Source organism: Allocatenococcus thiocycli, from assembly GCF_921292965.1.
Lineage (GTDB): Bacteria > Pseudomonadota > Gammaproteobacteria > Enterobacterales > Vibrionaceae > Vibrio > Vibrio natriegens.
Genome location: NZ_CAKLCK010000043.1, coordinates 87,626 through 106,138, shown reverse-complemented (window position 1 = coordinate 106,138; position 18,513 = coordinate 87,626). Strand labels below are relative to the sequence as shown.

The following is an 18,513-nucleotide window of genomic DNA, read 5'->3' as shown; positions in this document are numbered from 1 at the left end:
GTAAACGTTTGCGTCCTACAAATACACAACTGCCGCATAGTGGTCACACTAGGCGGCAGCTAATGGGTTTAACACTAATTATGTTTCAACTTATTACATAGGTTGGATTAGAGGGGTCAGTTTACTGGCGATCACATTGATATCCTCACCTTGTTGACCGACCAAGATCATACTTGCGCTACCTATAGGTTGAACGACGCCACTCATGCCTTCTTTGTTGAAGTCGACAGCTTGCTCACTTGGGATTCTAGTAATGAACATGGTGACTTTACCTTTCAAACCCTGAAAAACCATATGCACGGCATTAGACTCTCCGAATCCACAGTGATTTAAGTAATAAACGTGGTAAGGAAAGTTCTGGTTGAACTTAAAATTCAGCGGAGACATTTTGGCGTTGATGAATGTGCTTGGCACATTTTCATCCAAGTGACGGACAAAAGGCTCTTCGTCTATTACATGTTTGATTGCTGTATCCGCCAATGTAGCATGTGCCGGTGAGACGAGAATATTGCTCCAGTTGACCTGACCAACTAACAAGCCAGCTGTAAATGCTAACGATGCAGCCAAAGCCATTGCCTTCTTAGCAAAAGTAGGGCGGACAACGTTTTGTTCAAGAGAGCTCGAACTTTGGCTGAACAAAATTTTGTCAGCAAGATCTTCAGGCACATCGACATTCATAGCCTGTTTGATTTTTTCATCGAGATCCAAAACGTCTTCAACAAACTTATGGTTAGCACTGTTGTCTGCCAAAGCTTGCAGTATCTCTTCATCCTTCTGTTTTGGATCCGACAAAATACGACGACGAAATTCTAAATCATCCATTTTTTTGTCCTCTCTTTGTATCTTGAGAATCCAACATCTCTTTAAGTTGATTACGAGCACGAAATAGTCGAGTCATCACAGTGTTTTTGTTCAGTTCCAGTATGTCGCCGATCTCTTCTCCACTGAAACCGCCTACGACTTGCAGAAATAAAGGTTCACGATATTCGACGTCTAATTTCATGATCTGTGCCTGAAGCCACTCTTGCTGGTGATGAGGGTCGTCGCTGACCTTTGCATCATTGCCATAGTCATCGATATCAACTAAATCAAATTGTTTGCGTTCGAACCGGCGTGCATTTTCTCGTCTTAATATGGTAATAAGCCAAGACTTTGCCGCTTTTTCGTCCAGCAAGCTATCTAGAGATTTCCATGCGCGAAGACAGGTTTCTTGCACCAAATCTTCGGCTACCGCTTTATCTTTACATAACCAGTAAGCATAGCGATATAAATCACGATGATAGCCCCGAACGAGCGATTCATATTTTCTTTGTTTGTCCATATCAGAGTTGACCGGACTGTTGGAATTTTTCTTTCCAAACATTTTTAACATGGCTGCAAGAGCCCCCATTTGTTATTTAACCAGTACTGTGTGGTCATTCGGATAGACATACAGAGTTTAGCAGTATCAACTGTTTTGTCTCACAGTAGTCAGGTCCAGGTTTCATTATTACGACTCAGATAGAAAACCAGTAGCCATGCATTTATTTGGAAGATTGAAAAAATAGATCGCTTGATAAGCGCTAAATCAATATAAAATTGATCTATTTCAAAAACTCGATCAGTAAAGCGGTTATAGTTACTCCTGTCATCTCGTTAGTCCTTGTGACTAACATGTTGAGCAAGATGACACTTCCTTTTGAAGGCTGACTTTACTTTCTCCTAATCAGGAAACTGATTAATGTTCAATTGGCGTAAGTTAATTGTTTTTATAGATATTCCGACCACACAGTTCTGTGTGGTTTTTTTTTACCTAAATTTCGCTTTCTAACCCAGTTCTTATTCAACTATCTTCATTGTTCATAGTCGGTTAATCGCGCCGTCAGCATAATGTATTTCATATCAATAAAAGCCAAAAGCTAGTATTTATCTAGGCATCCGGTTTGTGATCAATCTTTATTACACTTGGCGAAAAGTTTACTTAAATCGAGATATTAGGTGACTTATAGCCATTGTAACGTTTTAAAATCGCTATTGGTGTTGATTTAGAGTAATTGATCTACTTGCTTCACGTTTATCTAAACGCACCTTTGATAAATTTAACAAGTTGATTACAATGCATCAGGTCAGACCTCTTGTTAATTAAGGAGAAACAATGGGCAAGCAGGAAGTAAAGACGCGTCATGGTGAACGCGTTGCTATTGTCGCGGGGCTTCGAACTCCCTTTGCTCGTCAAAGCACGGAATTTAGCCAAGTGCCAGCAGTCGATTTAGGGAAGATGGTAGTAAGTGAAATGCTTGCTCGAACCGATCTTGATCCGAAATTAATAGAACAAGTGGTATTTGGACAGGTTGTACAAATGCCAGAGGCACCAAATATTGCACGTGAAATCGTATTGGGGACGGGAATGAACGTCCATACCGATGCTTACAGTGTGACTCGCGCATGTGCCACGAGTTTTCAAGCCGCCGTTAATGTTACGGAAAGCATCATGGCAGGCACGATTGATATCGGTATCGCGGGTGGCGCTGACTCTTCATCGGTACTACCGATTGGCGTATCCAAAAAGCTTGCAGCCAACCTGCTGGCTCTCAGCAAGACCAAAACGCTCGGCCAAAAGCTCAATGTGCTTAGAAACCTTAGCTTTAAAGATTTAATGCCAGTTCCTCCTGCGGTTGCTGAGTACTCGACGGGTTTGTCGATGGGGCAAACGGCAGAGCAGATGGCGAAAACGCACGGTATTTCTCGTGCAGAGCAAGATGCTCTAGCACACCGTTCTCATACTCTGGCGTCGCAAGCGTGGAAAGAGGGCAAGATTCAAGGCGAAGTCATGACTGCGTTCCCTGAACCGTATAAAAAGTGGATTTCAGAAGACAATAACGTTCGTCATGACTCAACGTTAGAAGGATACGCAAAACTTCGCCCAGCATTTGACCGTCAATATGGCAGCGTAACCGCAGCAAACAGCACGCCTCTGACTGATGGTGGTGCAACTGTGATGCTCATGCGCGAAGGTAAAGCGAAAGAGCTTGGTATGGAAATCCTTGGCTACATTCGCGGCTACGCATTCTCTGCTATTGGCGTAGAGACCGACATGTTAATGGGTCCTTCTTACGCGACGGCGAAGGTATTGGAAAATACAGGGCTGGAATTGTCGGATCTGACACTGATTGATATGCATGAAGCCTTTGCGGCACAAGCGCTGGCTAACGTGAAAATGTTTGCCTCTGATAAGTTTGCTCAAGAAAACCTTGGCCGTTCAAAAGCCATTGGTGAAATCGACATGGATAAATTCAACGTACTTGGTGGCTCGATTGCTTATGGACATCCGTTTGCAGCAACGGGCGCGCGCATGATGACGCAAACACTGCGCGAGCTAAAACGTCGAGGTGGTGGTATTGCATTGAACACCGCATGTGCGGCGGGTGGTCTTGGTGCAGCAATGATTCTGGAGGTTGAGTAATGAGCGAGCAAAAAGCATTTAGTCTGAAGATTGACGAGCAGAATATCGCTTGGTTGGCAATTGATGTGCCTAATGAAAAGATGAACACGCTACAGGCGGCTTTTGTTGAAGATATGCAGGAAATCTTCGCACAGCTAAAAGACTCAACTGGAGTCAAAGGGATGATCATTCATTCCCTGAAGCCAGATAACTTTGTTGCTGGTGCCGATGTACGCATGCTTGACGCATGTACCACCGCAAGCGAAGCGGAAGCGTTGGCAAAACAAGGACAAGAACTCTTCCAACAATTGTCTGACCTGCCTTATCCGGTCGTTGCTGCTATTCATGGCCCTTGTCTCGGAGGCGGCTTAGAGCTTGCTCTGGCGTGTGACTATCGTGTCTGTACGGAATCCGACATCACTCGTTTAGGTCTGCCAGAAGTACAGTTAGGCTTGCTACCAGGCTCTGGTGGTACACAGCGACTTCCTCGACTAATTGGTCTGTTACCTTCACTTGATTTAATCCTGACGGGTAAACAGCTCCGCGCTAAAAAAGCGAAAAAGCTGGGAGTAGTAGATGACTGTGTACCAGAGACTATTTTGCTTGATGTCGCTAAGCAATTTATCGACAAAGGCAAAAGCAAAGGTAAGAAAAAGCAGTCGACCAAAGAAAAGCTGATGTCGGGCAGCGGGTTAGGGCGAAAGTTTGTATTTGAGCAAGCCGCGAAGAAAACCAACGAAAAAACCCGAGGCAATTATCCTGCTACAGTGGCGATTTTGGAAGTGATCCAGCATGGTTTGGAGAAAGGGTTCATTAAAGGCCAGGAGCTTGAAGCGAAGCGCTTCGGCGAACTGGTTATGAGCTCAGAATCGAAAGCGCTGCGTTCCATCTTCTTTGCTACCACAGAGATGAAGAAAGAACACGGCACGGATGCTAAGCCTGCTGCCGTGAAAAAAGTCGGTGTACTTGGTGGCGGTTTGATGGGCGCTGGCATTAGTCATGTCTCCGTTGCGAAAGCTAAAGTGCCGGTTCGAATTAAAGATGTGAGCAATGACGGTGTCTTAAATGCGCTGAACTACAACTACAAGTTGTTCGACAAGCAACGTAAGCGTCGCATTCTCTCTAAAGCGGATCTCCAAGCAAAAATGATGCAGCTTTCGGGTGGTGTAGACTTCACCAGTTTCAACCAGATCGATGTGGTTATTGAGGCGGTGTTTGAAGACCTTGATTTAAAACAGCAAATGGTCGCGGATATTGAAGCAAACGCGAAGCCAGAGACCATTTTTGCGACCAACACATCGTCACTGCCAATCCATAAAATTGCAGAAAAAGCTGAACGTCCAGAGAATATTGTCGGTCTTCACTATTTCAGCCCGGTAGAGAAAATGCCGCTGGTGGAGGTTATCCCGCATGAAACCACATCAGACGAAACCATTTCTACGGTTGTTGCGTTAGCCAAGAAACAGGGCAAAACGCCAATCGTAGTCAAGGACACAGCTGGCTTCTACGTAAACCGCATTCTTGCACCTTACATGAACGAAGCTGCGCATATCTTGCTGGCAAACGAGCCGATAGAAAAGATAGATAATGCGTTACTGGATTTTGGCTTCCCGGTTGGGCCAATCACACTGCTTGATGAAGTAGGCGTGGATATTGGCGCTAAAATCATGCCGATTCTGGTCAATGAATTGGGCGAGCGTTTCAAAGGTCCGGATGTATTCGATACTTTGCTTAACGACGGTCGTAAAGGCCGTAAGAGTGGCAAAGGCTTTTACACCTACAAAGGTAAGAAGAAAGAAGTCGATAAGTCTGTCTATAAGCTATTGAAACTTGAGCCTGAGTCTAAGCTCAGCGATAACGATATTGCACTGCGCTGTGTGCTGCCAATGTTGAATGAAGCGGTACGCTGTTTAGATGACGGTATTATTCGTTCGCCACGCGATGGTGATATTAGTGCGATTTTCGGTATTGGCTTCCCACCATTCTTGGGTGGTCCTTTCCGTTATATGGATCAGTATGGCTTGAAAGAGCTGGTCGAGAAAATGAATGAATTTGCATCGAAATACGGTGACCGATTTGCACCTTGTGACGGCTTACTCACCCGAGCGGGCGAAGAACGTACGTTTTATTAATACTCAGCGCTGAACAACGTTGAAAACAAAAGGCTTGCACCTCGCAAGCCTTTCCAATAGGTAAAAGAAATTAGTTCTTCTTGTCTTTCTTATCTTTATTGTGGCCTTTACCTGGGTTGCCATCACCATGAACGCTGGAGTTACCCTTTTTGTCCTTATCCCAGTTCTTAGAAGTGCAGTCATCTGATTTCACCGAGATATTGTCACCGCTCAAGCGAACACAGTCTTTACTTAGCTCAAAGTCATCACCTTTCACTGTGATTTCTGCATGAGCTGATGCGAATGGAAGGAGAACTGCTGCAAGTAATAGGAATTTTTTCATAGATGCCTCATGTGCGAGTTGTTATATTTGAATATAAGCCAATTGAAACATAAGTTAATTAGAGCATAAGCTGCATTGACGTTATTTCAAATTTCTGCCAATTTTATCTAAAACAACAGTCTCTTACCCTAATCCACAATCTTTTGGTCTTAGTTGAAACTCTTCAATAGAGCCTACTTCTTGTCCTAGGTGGATACGAGGTTCGTCAGCGTGAGCCTGACCTTGCGAATGCATCACCAATCGATTGGCTGTTCTCGGTTTTAACTCATTGACTACGAAACGAATCATATCTGCGCGAGTCAGTTTTTTCAGTTCCGCCAGCACTTTTTCTCGCTGATTAAATTCAGTGTCCTTGTTACCTATTGCGACCCAAAGGCGTTGAGCTCGACCGCGCAATGTGGTGTCCGGTGTTGCTATCTGATTCCACAAGCCACGTTTACTGGTGTGCCACTGATAATCATTGAGCTCTAAAAGCACCATGTAAAACGCGTTTAAGAATTCATCAATAGAAGTGACGAGCTCAGCAGGCGCGGCGTTTGGCGACTGGACATAAAGAACGATACCCGGGTGGCGGTTAAGTGGCATGTTTCCCGTGCCGACCATATAGCCTAATTGTTGTTTAGTGCGTATTTCGTGAAAGAATGTCGCTGACATCAAATGGTTTGCCAGAGAGTAAAGCGCAATACTGCATGGCTCAATATCCTCACATTGATGATAAATGACGACCGCGGAATCCTGCTGGTCACAGTGCACTTCACGCTGAAAACTGCCGTTTTGACCCAGCATTACCAATGGTCGAAGTGCTTCCTCATAGCGCTGCTCTTTGACTCGCAGTGCATCCTTTAATGTGGTGGCCATGTCATGCGCTTGCTGGCGTTGCCAGTCGCCATAGACAAACATTTCTACATGCAATTCGGCGAGAATCGACTCTACGAACACCGACAACTCATCGACTTCAATTTGCTCCAGTGCTTCAGCAAGCGTCGCAAATGGTGGATTGTTAGGCTGTAATAATCCCGTTAACGAGTTGAACAGTTGCGAAATAGGGCGATCTTGCGCTGAGTTTCGCCAGTTCCTGAGTAGCTGTTGTTTGATTGTGTCAAATCGAGCCTGGCTGAACTCACGAGCGGCAAAGCGGCGCAAAATCATTTCTAATAGCTGGGGAAGTTTTTGGCTAAAGCCGGATAAAGTCAGCGTCACGCCACCTTGGTGGGCATACATGTTGTAGCCCATGCCAGCAATTTCGGCCTGATAAGTTTCTTGTGCGAGTGAGTCGAGAAACATCTCTACGCAGAGACGAGTCTTGACGATGTTTTTAGGTGAAGCGACGGCATGCGAACTGTCTATCGCTACATAGAGCACGCCTTTAGGCACGCGGAATTCATCATCTTGTAAATGCCATAGGCGGAAACCTTCCAAGTCTTCAATTAACTCGGGGAGGGAGTTGCCGTGTTCCAGAGGCATAGGATCAAGGTTGTAGCATATATACGGGTTCTTCTCGGGCAGTACAAATTGCCAACGTGGGTCAATTTGATGGAAGAAACGTTTTTGCTCGCTGGAAAATGGCGTCACTGAGTACGGAGTAAAATACCATTCTGCGGTACGATCGTAGTCTAACCCTTTGGCAATCAGCGTTACTCTTACATTGTCGATGCTCAAGTAATTCAACAAATCACGTTGCAGCGCTTCGTCGTAACCTGCCATTTTGTAATCGCCGTAGATGGTATCTTCCGGCTGATAGTGCTGCATATTGACGACAAGGTGGCTAACAAAATCAAGCGGCCTTGACGGTTCCTGAAAACGAAATGCAGATTCGAGCACTGCCTGTTTCTCCAGGTAGCGCCATTCGTCCATGCCTTCTTGACGAATCAAGGTTAAATATTGGAATACTGCCTGAACGATATCATCGACGTGGTCGAGGCCTGTTGGTGTAAGTGTACAACTCACGGTAAAGTCACGGTAATTGCTGCCGCTTGCACCGCCTCCAGCAGAAAGAGAAGTGATCCATCCCTTACTCTTAAGCTGAATCATTAAGCTGCCTTCCCCTTCATAGCCCAGTAAATGAGCAAAATAGGAGAGGGGTTTTGTGCCGTAATACTCGTCCATTCCCGGCATGGGAAAAGTCAAAATTAACTTGCGAAATTCCTTAATGGGCTCAATCTGGACAAAGATTCCGGTGCTGTTTTCCGTGCCAATAGGTACATCAATCGATTTACCTTTCAATTGATGATTAGGGATGGCCGCGAACATGCGCTCTACCCACGCTTGCTGCTCTTCAAGGGATTGAGGGCCAAACAGCGTTAGCGTCATTAAATCAGCAGAGTATTGAGAATGATGGAACTCGACGATTTCGTCACGAATAGACTTACCATTTCTGTCGCCGAGCGTATCAATATTCCCTACGGAAAACTTTGAAAATGGATGCTCTGGATTGATGACTTCTTTATTAACCTGATACAAACGACGAGAATCGTCATTCAGTTTTAGCTTGTATTCTGAATCGACGGCCTGACGCTCTTTGTCTAATGCTTCCTCGTTAAATAAAGGTGCGGTAAAGAATTGGCTGAAGCGATCTAGCGAGTTTTCAAAGGCATTTGGAGTGACATCGAAAAAGAAACAGGTGTGCTCTGTTCCTGTCCAAGCGTTGTTTGTACCACCATGTTGGCTAATATAGCTTTGAAATTCGCCTACTTTAGGGTATTTTTCCGTACCCAAAAAAAGCATGTGTTCTAAATAGTGCGCTAAACCTTGGCGATCATCAGGATCGTCAAAGTGTCCGACGTTCACTGCTAGAGCGGCTGCAGATTGTTGAGCTGTATCGGAATGAATCATCAATACGCGCAAATCATTACTCAGCGTAATGTAGCGGTATTGATTTGAATCGTTAGGACTTAGGTGCACGATGCGTCTCCAGATTTCGCATTACAGTAATTATGAACCCTGAGTGGGGCAGCGCAAATGTTGCGCGTCGACAAATACTGCTCCCTGCGTTTTTGTTTTTCGTAAGACTACTGCATAGGCCCATCGCTTTTGCGTATGGGTAGGGCTGTTTGAAGGAATGCACTGAGTTCATGGCATAGCCAAAGCGGTGATGAACTGAGTATATTCTTTTTTAATAGATTGTTAAGAAAGTCGCTATCTTTGGCAAGCTAATTGGTATAATGAACAGACAATTATATCAGTATTTATGTTTCGACATTATTAAAATTAGCCCCGAATATCTTATAAAGATAGCAGTCAACCTTTTGGTAGCGTTAGCTATCCATAGGAAATAACATGAAAATATTCATTATGCGTCATGGCGAAGCCGAACACTTTGCGGATTCTGACGCAGCTAGGCAACTGACCCAAAGAGGCAGAGATGAGTCACAAGCTGTCGCCCGAGCGTGCAAAGAACAAGGTTGTGCTCAATTCGACAAAGTACTCGTGAGCCCGTACATCCGTGCTCAACAAACCTGGCAAGAAGTCAGCGAACACTTTTCGGCCCAAAGTATTGAAACGTTTGAAGATATCACGCCTTACGGACAATCTGAATGCGTATACGACTATGCTAATGCCCTCATAGAAGTTGAAAAGCTTGAGTCGTTGCTGTTTGTTTCGCATTTACCGCTAGTCGGATATTTAACGGCAGAGTTTGTGAGAGATATGGCTCCACCAATGTTCCCGACATCCGGATTGGTTTGTGTCGAATACGATCCTCAAACCCAGCAGGGTGAGGTGTTGTGGCATATCACGCCATAAGCGTTGAACCAAATTTAATCAAAAGGCAGGAATATCCTGCCTTTATTATTATGGAAAACAGATTGTTATTGAACGAATTTTTACTTCTCTGGAATCGAGAGAAGGACGAGCAGCGCACCGTCACCCCCAAACTCTAAAGGGGCTTGGTGAAAGGCCATCACATCAGGGTGTTGAGCCAGCCACAGTGGCGATTTTTGTTTGAGGATATGCTTGCCAATCCCGTGCTGAACGCAAGCACAGTGAATTTCGTTCTTTACGCAGTACGCGATCATCGCGCCTAATTCGCGCTTTGCTTCCTGCTGAGTCATACCATGCATGTCGAGGAACACGTCGGGCACATAAACACCACGACGTAGACGTTTTACCTCATAGGTGGAAACGTCGTCACGTGCATAGCGAGTCGGCCCTTCTTCATTGAGAAGAGGGACAAACTCATCAGAAAAGTAAAATTCTGAATCACTCGCTTCACGGTTTGAGCGTTTGATTTCTTTTTGCTTAGTATTTTTTTTTGGTTGCTGGATTATGGTATCCTGTCGCAACTTTTTTACGCCCTGTACTGCTTCCTGAAACAAGGCGAAATCGTCATCGTGTTCGGTGTCTTTTTTGCTCATTAGGTAAACAAATTTATTAATAAATTTTATTAGCAGTATTGTAGCGCTTTTCGGAGGCAATTTTGGATAAGATTTTTGTAGAAGAAGCGGTATCTGAGCTACATACCCTTCAAGATATGATTCGTTGGACGGTCAGCCGCTTTAATGCTGCGAACCTGTTTTACGGTCACGGTACTGATAACGCGTGGGATGAAGCCGTGCAGCTTATCCTGCCAACGTTATACTTGCCGATCGATGTGCCTCCACACGTATTGAGCTCTCGCCTGACAACCAGCGAGCGCATGCGTATTGTTGAGCGTGTAGTAAAACGCATCAACGATCGCACACCTACCGCATACCTGACTAACAAAGCGTGGTTCTGCGGTCTTGAGTTCTTCGTAGATGAGCGTGTACTTGTGCCGCGTTCTCCAATTGGTGAACTGATCCAAGCAGAATTCCAACCTTGGTTAGTGGAAGAGCCAGTTCGTATCATGGATATGTGTACGGGTAGTGGCTGTATTGCGATTGCTTGTGCGCACGCGTTCCCAGAAGCAGAAGTTGATGCTATCGATATCTCGACGGATGCACTGCAAGTGGCTGAGCAAAACGTTCAGGACCACGGCATGGAACAGCAAGTATTCCCAATGCGTTCGGATTTGTTCCGTGACTTACCAAAAGAGAAATACAACCTGATCGTGTCAAATCCACCGTACGTGGACGAAGAAGACATGAACAGCCTGCCAGACGAGTTCACGCATGAGCCAGAGCTTGGCCTGGCTGCGGGTACGGATGGTCTGAAACTGGTTCGCCGTATTTTGGCTAATGCACCGGATTATCTGACAGACAACGGTATCCTGATTTGTGAAGTGGGTAACTCTATGATTCATATGATGGATCAATACCCACAGATTCCATTTACCTGGATTGAATTTGAAAATGGCGGCCACGGTGTATTCATGCTGACTCGTGATCAACTAGTGGAATGTGCAGAAGAGTTCAAACTGTACAAAGACTAATAGCCATACCCATCATTTTCTAAAACACCGAGCCTAGTGCTCGGTGTTTTTTTATGCGGAATTCATCAAGATTAAGTGAATATTTACTCTTTACATCAAAACGTAATAGAGCCACTATGAATCCACGAAGAATTGATAAGCAGTTGCGCCTCGATTTGAGAAGGCGTGGCGACAATAACTTGAGGAAGTAATGGCAGGAAACAGTATCGGACAACATTTCCGAGTGACGACATTCGGGGAAAGTCACGGTATCGCACTGGGATGTATCGTAGACGGGTGCCCGCCGGGGTTAGAAATTACAGAAGCAGATCTGCAAGTCGATCTGGACCGTCGTCGTCCTGGCACATCACGTTACACTACGCAGCGTCGTGAACCGGATGAAGTTAAAATTCTTTCAGGTGTGTTCGAAGGTAAAACAACGGGTACATCAATCGGTCTGTTGATTGAGAACACCGATCAACGCTCGAAAGATTATTCTGAGATCAAAGATAAATTCCGTCCAGGGCACGCAGATTACACTTACCATCAAAAATACGGCATTCGTGATTATCGTGGTGGCGGCCGTTCGTCAGCTCGTGAAACGGCAATGCGTGTTGCGGCAGGTGCGATTGCGAAAAAATACCTGAAGGACGAATTCGGCGTAGAAATCCGCGCTTACCTATCACAAATGGGTGATGTGTCTATCGACAAAGTGGATTGGGATGAAATTGAAAACAACGCATTCTTCTGTCCGGATGTTGATAAAGTTGAAGCGTTTGATCAGCTTATCCGTGACCTGAAAAAAGAAGGCGACTCAATTGGTGCGAAGATTCAGGTTGTCGCAACCAATGTGCCTGTTGGTCTTGGTGAGCCAGTCTTTGATCGTTTAGATGCAGATATTGCGCATGCGCTGATGAGCATTAACGCGGTGAAAGGTGTTGAAGTGGGTGATGGTTTTGATGTCGTCAACCAACGCGGCAGCCAGCACCGTGATACGCTTTCTCCACAAGGTTTTGGCAGTAACCATGCTGGAGGTATTCTTGGTGGTATTTCTACTGGCCAGGATATTGTGGCAAATATTGCGCTTAAGCCAACCTCAAGCATCACGGTTCCGGGTGACACTATCACCAAAGAAGGTGAGCCGACTCAGCTGATCACTAAAGGTCGTCATGACCCATGTGTTGGTATCCGCGCGGTACCTATTGCTGAAGCAATGCTGGCGATTGTTGTGATGGATCACTTGCTTCGTCACCGTGGTCAGAACTTTGGTGTGACGACAGAGACGCCAAAGATTTAACCATTGTTTTGAATACAAAAAAGGTTGCCTTGTTGGCAACCTTTTTTTTGTTTTGCATGTTTAATGAAGTGAGCTTTCGGTTTCCAAATGGAAAGATGGCAAACGCCATTTAAATCGAACCGCTGCCATACGTAACACATAGCCAACCACCAGCGTTACGATAGTGGCCGTGACGTCCGGCACATTAAATTCTAATAATGCTAAGTACAGCCCAGAAGCGATTAAGGCTACGGATGCGTAGAGCTCTTCATGCAGTACTAGCGGAGTCTGACGACAAATCAGGTCACGAAGTAGTCCGCCAAATACGCCAGTCACTAATGCAGACACCATACAGATGCCAGGGTGCAGCCCCATATCCAGTGCGATTTTAGTGCCGATGATACTAAAGACGATCAAGCCTAACGCATCGAGACGAATAAACAGACCTTTTAATTTGATCACCCACTTCGCTAGCCCTGTTGTTAAAATTCCTGCAAGGCAAGTGATGGCGAGAAACTCCGGGTTTTTTACCCAGCCGAGCGGATAGTGCCCTAATAAGATGTCACGCACGGTGCCGCCACCGATGGCAGTGGCACTCGCGACCAACATAACTCCAAACCAGTCCATTTTTCTTCGTCCGGCACTTAACGCACCAGTCATGGCTTCAGCCGTGATACCAATGACATACAACACACTTAGCAGCATAAGGGACACTCAACATCAAATACAACCAGGCTTGAAGCGATGGGAAAGTGCCTCAAACCTATCAATACGCTCTACTCATCTGAGAGCATAAAATATTGCGAGAGTGTAGTGGGAAATGTGATCTGTGACGAATGAGAAATTGTATCGAGAAGTAAGGTTTCAGATTAATCCAGCTAATAACCAAACCTGTTGTGTGGCTTTACGAGCTGGATAAAAACAGCGACAATGCGCAGCGTAAGTCCGTATGAAATACAGAATCGATGATGACCCACGACTATCAAGACCTTATCACCCTATTTAACGACACATTTCTAGAACCTTTTAACACGAAATTAGAGCTGGGTGGAGATGAACCTATCTACCTTCCTGCGGATGAAGAGCAACCTCACCACCGGATTATTTTTGCTCGTGGTTTCTATGCGTCTGCACTTCATGAAATCTCGCATTGGTGTGTAGCTGGCCCTGAGCGTCGTTTATTGGAGGATTTTGGTTATTGGTACGAGCCGGATGGCCGAACGGCTGAGGTTCAGGCTGAGTTTGAGAAAGTAGAAGTTCGCCCTCAGGCATACGAGTGGGTACTGTCTAAAAGTGCTGGCTTCCCTTTTACTGTCAGTTGTGACAATCTACACGGCGATTTTGAACCAGATAGGCTTGGTTTTATGCATAAAGTGCATAACGAAGTGTTAGGTATTCTGGAGGCAGGATTGCCACAACGAGTGAAAATGCTGTCTGAAGCGCTACGCTCTTTTTACCAAACTAAGCCGCTGGAAGCGTCTGACTTTATCGTTAAATAACCTCAGAGATACTCCATGATTATTGAATTTGAAGAAAAACTACTGGAACTGATTGATGCTCGAATTGAAACAGCATCAGATGACGAGCTGTTTGCTGGTGGTTATCTGCGTGGTCACATCTCTTTATCTGCTGCATCGTGTGAAGACGAAGGCATCAATGATATTGAAGAGCTGAAAGCTCGCATCGCCAACAGTTTAGATGAAGCTCGTACAGAGCTAAGTCCATCCGATCGCATTATTGTTAGCGATCTATGGCAAGAGCTACAGGCTCAAGCTTAATTATTCCTACCCCATTTCTAATTGTTTCGAAGTAGACCTACGTACTACTTCGAAAAATTTGAATCTCTCCGTAAAATTTTTGTGGTTGTTGGCAAACTGTTTAACTTTTATTCTGATGGCATAAAGAGTGAACAAAAGGATACAACCATGAAAATTGTCGCATTTGCTGCTTCTACCAGCTCAACATCAATCAACAAAGTACTTGCTACTTACGCAGCCAATCAAGTTGAAGGCGCGCAAGTGAATGTATTGGACCTAAACAACTATCAAGTTCCAATGTTTAGTGAAGATACAGAGAAAGAGATCGGCCAGGCAGAGGGTGCTATCGCCTTCTTAAGAGAGCTAGAACAAGCGGATGCAATCGTGGTTTCTTTTGCTGAACACAACGGTTCTTACGCTGCAGCGTACAAAAACTTGTTTGACTGGGCGACGCGTATTGAACGTAATGTATTCCAAAACAAGCCAGTGGTTTATCTCGCAACCTCTCCAGGCCCTGGTGGCGCACAAAGCGTATTGGCAGCGGCAACAGGTTCTGCTCAGTTCTTTGGTGCAGATGTTAAGGCGTCTGTGTCAGTGCCAAATTTCTACGAGAATTTTGACGTAGAAACCGGTGCAAGTCTAAATGCAGAAATCGCTGAGCAAGTACAACAAGCAGTCGCTCAATTGGCGTAACCCAGCCAGGATTTACTGCCACAGTTATTATTTCTCGGGAATGATACTCGTGTTTAGTGAATGGTAAGAGCCCCCACCTATCTCTAAGCACAGTCATTCCTTTGAGTTTAGTGTGGTCTGGAAGCCTCTAATAACGCATCGTTGTTACAAGCTCCTTGACCACGCTTTTTGTTTCTGCCAAAACTTAACTAAAGTTCAGTAATCGCCTTACCTTTGCGCAGCTTACGAACCCACATCCGACTTGGATGCAATTCAGCTAACACTTCTACAGGCAATGGCAGAGGGTCGCCACAAATTTGTGAAGCCAGCAGTTCTGCCATTAGTGGAGCAGAGCTCAATCCGCGGGACCCCAGTCCTAAAAAGCAGAATAGGTTAGGGAACTGATGAATTGCTTCTACTTCCTCTTCCTTCTGGTTTTGCAAGTTTGCGTATTGTGTTTTAACTGACTCAAAATCACTTACATTACCAATAAATGGCAAGTGGTCGCGACTCACACAGCGAATTCCTTGGCGTGATAAGTTTCCTGTTATGTCGACCTCGTTGGTCCATGTCTGATTTGGCACACACTTGACGAGCTTGTCAGCATTGTCGCGTTGCGCTTCGGCATCAAACTCGTAATCCAAGTGGCTGCGATCGTAACTTGCGCCAATGCAGAGCTGCTTATTCTTTGGGTTAACAGGCGTCATGTAGCCATCGTAGCAAAGCACCGATTTCAGCTTAGACAGCGTTTCTGTCGCTGGTGCGTGGCTGACCTGACCTTTCACTTGACCCATCGGCAGAGCCGCAGTTTGGCTCAACGTTTGGAACTCATGGCCATTGGCAATCACGACAGTAGAATGCTCAAAGGTTTGACCATTCGATGTTAGTGCCCAGCTTTGACTTTCTTCATTCCAAGTGAGCGCGTCGATTTTGTGTTCAAACTTGGCTTCGAAATTGTCATTTTTTTCAAGCTGAGCGATCAGCCCACGGGTTAACTCGGCAGGACAAAGCCAACCACCCAAAGGGTAGTGCACTGAAGGTATATCGATAGGTAAGCCAATGGTTTCGGCTGTTTCTTCTGCCGATAGCTTCTGAATGAGGTCAGGTGTGAAATTGCCTTCTAATATTCTTTCTAGCTTAGCAGCGGATTTTTCATCCCACATTAGTTGAGTTACGCCACACCACTCATGGTCAAAACTGATTTCTTCCGCCGTTTGCTCAATAAACTGACGAGCGAATAAAAAGGCAGGAGCAAACACACGCGACACACCAGTGTGAGGGCCATTAAGTAGTGGATAAACGGCACCTTGTCGGTTACCCGATGCCCCTTCTGCTGGTCGAACATCTTTACAATACAGTGTGACGTTTTTACCACGACGGCTTAATGTTTTTGCCAGGGTTGCGCTTGCTATGCCACCACCAATGATGGCTATTGAGTCAGAATGGCTTGCCGCTGTTCGGTTAAACCAGGGTAAGTGATTGGTGTGGGTTTGACGCTGTTCCATTGCGCCAGCGATCATTTCGCGTTTGGTACCAAAGCCTTTTACTTTGGCCATGGTAAAGCCTGCATCAATCAAGCCACGACGCACAAAGCCTGCAGCAGTAAAGGTCGCGACAGTACAATCTTGCTTGGCCAGTTTTGCCATGCCGTTGAACAGATTCTGATTCCACATCTCTGGGTTTTTACTAGGTGCAAAACCATCCAGGAACCAAGCGTCGATTAAGCCTGATTCACCATAAGGTACTTGTGGCATGCAGTCTTTGATATCACCAAACCACAGGTCGAGGGTGATTGCGCCATCTTCTAACACGATTCGATGGCACTCTGGTACTGCTGCTGGGTAGTGTTTTTGCAGTTTCGCGGCATACTCTGCTAACTCTGGCCACGCTTGATGGGCTTTTACTAGATCCGTTTGACTCAGAGGGTACTTTTCGAAACTGACAAAATGCAGTTCTTTTAATGTTGCCTCAGGGTTTTCACGACGAAACTCGTTAAACCACTGCCATACCGCTAGGAAGTTTAATCCAGTGCCAAATCCGGTTTCACCAATGACAAAGCGTCGTTGGTCAAACTCCTGCCATCTTTCTGGGAGATGATTTTTTTTGAGGAAAACGTAGCGTGTCTCTTCAAGACCGTTTACGTTAGAGAAGTAAACATCATCAAATTGGTCAGAAACTGGCGTACCAGATTCGTTCCAACCCAGTTCTGCGTTTTTTATTGAAGTCATATTGGTCGTAATTTTGTGATTTGGCACGGTAACAATAGGACGATTGTACGAATTTATAGGAAAGCTGACCACTTTTGTTGACTATCTTAGTTATTATCTAGCGGATTTTTGAATTATAGGAATGTCATAATGAAACGAGTCGTAATCACCGGTATGGGTATTGTTTCAAGTATCGGTAACAACGTCGAAGAAGTTCTAGCGTCTCTTAAAGCGGGCAAATCTGGCATCACTGCATCTGAGCAGTTCAAAGAACACGGTCTTCGTTCGCAAGTATGGGGTGATCTGAAAATTAACCCAGCGGAACACATCGACCGTAAACAGATGCGCTTTATGGGTGATGCGGCTGCTTATGCATACCTATCAATGCAGCAGGCAATTGAAGACGCTGGCCTATCTGACGATCAAGTTTCAAACGATCGTACTGGTATTGTTGCTGGTTCTGGTGGTGCTTCTGCGTTAAACCAAACACTAGCGACAGATACGATGCGTGAGAAAGGCGTGAAGCGTATTGGTCCATACATGGTTCCACGTACCATGTCTTCTACTGTTTCTGCGTGTCTTGCTACACCGTTTAAAATTCGCGGTGTGAACTACACAATGAGTTCAGCTTGTGCAACTTCTGCACACTGTATCGGCCACGCTATGGAGCTAATCCAGCTTGGTAAACAAGACATCGTATTTGCGGGTGGTGGTGAAGAGCTAGATTGGTCTCAAACTATGATGTTTGATGCGATGGGCGCACTTTCTACCAAGTACAACGACACTCCAGAAAAAGCATCTCGTACGTACGATGCTGACCGTGACGGTTTCGTTATCTCTGGTGGTGGCGGTATGCTGGTTATCGAAGAACTAGAGCATGCACTAGCACGTGGCGCGAAAATCTACGGTGAGATCGTAGGTTACGGTGCGACTTCTGATGGCTACGACATGGTAGCGCCATCAGGTGAAGGTGCTGTTCGTTGTATGAAGATGGCAATGCAAGGCGTTGACCACATCGATTACATCAACACACACGGTACTTCTACGCCTGTAGGTGATGTGAAAGAGCTAGGCGCGATTCAAGAGCTATTTGGTGAAAACAGCCCTGCAATCTCTGCGACAAAAGCGATGACTGGTCACGCACTAGGTGCGGCTGGTGTTCACGAAGCAATCTACTCGACGCTAATGCTAGACAACAACTTCATTGCTCCAAGCATCAATATTGAAAACTTGGATGAAGCAGCGAAAGGTCTGGATATCGTAACTGAAGCTCGTGATGCTGAGATCGATACGGTAATGTCAAACAGCTTTGGCTTTGGCGGTACTAACGCAACGCTAGTTATCAAAAAATACCAAGGTTAGTCAGTACACCGCTAATCGAAATTGTTGGGGCCTTTCGT

16 protein-coding genes are annotated in these 18,513 nt (G+C 45.5%); 9 read left to right on the top strand and 7 right to left on the bottom strand.

Going from position 1 to position 18,513, the window contains the following annotated elements; all coding sequences use genetic code 11:
* Positions 1–93: 93 nt before the first annotated feature.
* The gene (locus tag L9Q40_RS17855; protein ID WP_065297199.1) at positions 94–822 is read right to left on the bottom strand and encodes a DUF3379 domain-containing protein; all 729 of its coding nucleotides are present in this window, start codon (positions 820–822) and stop codon (positions 94–96) included.
* Positions 815–1,363, bottom strand: coding sequence for a sigma-70 family RNA polymerase sigma factor (locus tag L9Q40_RS17850; RefSeq protein ID WP_373423024.1), 549 nt, complete (start codon positions 1,361–1,363; stop codon positions 815–817). Before L9Q40_RS17850 ends, L9Q40_RS17855 begins: the two co-directional genes overlap by 8 nt.
* Positions 1,364–2,134: 771 nt before the next feature.
* On the opposite strand from L9Q40_RS17850, the gene fadI reads away from it, so the two are divergent.
* Together fadI and fadJ are read left to right on the top strand one after the other, a co-directional pair.
* The gene (fadI, locus tag L9Q40_RS17845; RefSeq protein WP_498794115.1) at positions 2,135–3,442 is read left to right on the top strand and encodes an acetyl-CoA C-acyltransferase FadI; all 1,308 of its coding nucleotides are present in this window, start codon (positions 2,135–2,137) and stop codon (positions 3,440–3,442) included.
* Positions 3,442–5,553: a fatty acid oxidation complex subunit alpha FadJ gene (gene fadJ, locus L9Q40_RS17840; RefSeq protein WP_498794114.1), complete on the top strand. Its 2,112-nt coding sequence runs from the start codon at positions 3,442–3,444 to the stop codon at positions 5,551–5,553. The genes fadI and fadJ overlap by 1 nt, the downstream gene beginning before the upstream one ends.
* 70 nt (positions 5,554–5,623) lie before the next feature.
* On the opposite strand, the gene L9Q40_RS17835 is transcribed toward fadJ, so the two are convergent.
* Both L9Q40_RS17835 and L9Q40_RS17830 read right to left on the bottom strand, forming a co-directional pair.
* Positions 5,624–5,875, bottom strand: coding sequence for a CG2 omega domain protein (locus L9Q40_RS17835; protein WP_498794113.1), 252 nt, complete (start codon positions 5,873–5,875; stop codon positions 5,624–5,626).
* A gap of 123 nt (positions 5,876–5,998) precedes the next feature.
* Positions 5,999–8,776: an insulinase family protein gene (locus tag L9Q40_RS17830; RefSeq protein ID WP_498794111.1), complete on the bottom strand. Its 2,778-nt coding sequence runs from the start codon at positions 8,774–8,776 to the stop codon at positions 5,999–6,001.
* A 375-nt stretch (positions 8,777–9,151) separates the two neighbouring features.
* Between L9Q40_RS17830 and sixA the strand changes: the two genes are divergently transcribed.
* The gene (gene sixA, locus L9Q40_RS17825; protein WP_014232625.1) at positions 9,152–9,616 is read left to right on the top strand and encodes a phosphohistidine phosphatase SixA; all 465 of its coding nucleotides are present in this window, start codon (positions 9,152–9,154) and stop codon (positions 9,614–9,616) included.
* Between the two features lie 80 nt (positions 9,617–9,696).
* Here sixA and smrB read toward each other — a convergent pair whose 3' ends face one another.
* A complete protein-coding gene (gene smrB / locus L9Q40_RS17820; RefSeq protein WP_014232624.1) occupies positions 9,697–10,227 on the bottom strand; it encodes an endonuclease SmrB in 531 nt (176 codons plus the stop codon).
* Positions 10,228–10,289: 62 nt separating this feature from the next.
* Between smrB and prmB the strand changes: the two genes are divergently transcribed.
* A complete protein-coding gene (gene prmB / locus L9Q40_RS17815; protein WP_014232623.1) occupies positions 10,290–11,222 on the top strand; it encodes a 50S ribosomal protein L3 N(5)-glutamine methyltransferase in 933 nt (310 codons plus the stop codon).
* A 190-nt stretch (positions 11,223–11,412) separates the two neighbouring features.
* Positions 11,413–12,498 carry a chorismate synthase gene (gene aroC / locus L9Q40_RS17810; RefSeq protein ID WP_014232622.1) on the top strand — a complete coding sequence of 362 codons (1,086 nt, stop codon included), beginning with the start codon at positions 11,413–11,415 and terminating at the stop codon, positions 12,496–12,498.
* A 60-nt stretch (positions 12,499–12,558) separates the two neighbouring features.
* On the opposite strand, the gene L9Q40_RS17805 is transcribed toward aroC, so the two are convergent.
* Entirely contained in the window at positions 12,559–13,182 is a 624-nt protein-coding gene (locus L9Q40_RS17805; RefSeq protein WP_014232621.1) for a trimeric intracellular cation channel family protein, read from the bottom strand.
* A 263-nt stretch (positions 13,183–13,445) separates the two neighbouring features.
* On the opposite strand from L9Q40_RS17805, the gene L9Q40_RS17800 reads away from it, so the two are divergent.
* From L9Q40_RS17800 to L9Q40_RS17790, 3 genes are all read left to right on the top strand, one after another.
* Complete coding sequence (locus L9Q40_RS17800) at positions 13,446–13,976, top strand: elongation factor P hydroxylase (RefSeq protein ID WP_498794109.1); 531 nt, start codon at positions 13,446–13,448, stop codon at positions 13,974–13,976.
* A gap of 15 nt (positions 13,977–13,991) precedes the next feature.
* Complete coding sequence (locus L9Q40_RS17795; protein WP_014232619.1) at positions 13,992–14,255, top strand: YfcL family protein; 264 nt, start codon at positions 13,992–13,994, stop codon at positions 14,253–14,255.
* Between the two features lie 147 nt (positions 14,256–14,402).
* Positions 14,403–14,927, top strand: coding sequence for an NADPH-dependent FMN reductase (locus L9Q40_RS17790; protein WP_020334576.1), 525 nt, complete (start codon positions 14,403–14,405; stop codon positions 14,925–14,927).
* 188 nt (positions 14,928–15,115) lie between these two features.
* On the opposite strand, the gene mnmC is transcribed toward L9Q40_RS17790, so the two are convergent.
* Positions 15,116–17,134: a bifunctional tRNA (5-methylaminomethyl-2-thiouridine)(34)-methyltransferase MnmC2/FAD-dependent 5-carboxymethylaminomethyl-2-thiouridine(34) oxidoreductase MnmC1 gene (mnmC, locus tag L9Q40_RS17785; protein WP_498794108.1), complete on the bottom strand. Its 2,019-nt coding sequence runs from the start codon at positions 17,132–17,134 to the stop codon at positions 15,116–15,118.
* A 129-nt stretch (positions 17,135–17,263) separates the two neighbouring features.
* Here mnmC and fabB point away from each other — a divergent pair, with 129 nt between their 5' ends.
* Positions 17,264–18,475, top strand: a complete 1,212-nt coding sequence (fabB, locus tag L9Q40_RS17780; protein ID WP_014232616.1) for a beta-ketoacyl-ACP synthase I — start codon at positions 17,264–17,266, stop codon at positions 18,473–18,475.
* The last annotated feature ends 38 nt before the right edge of the window (positions 18,476–18,513 follow it).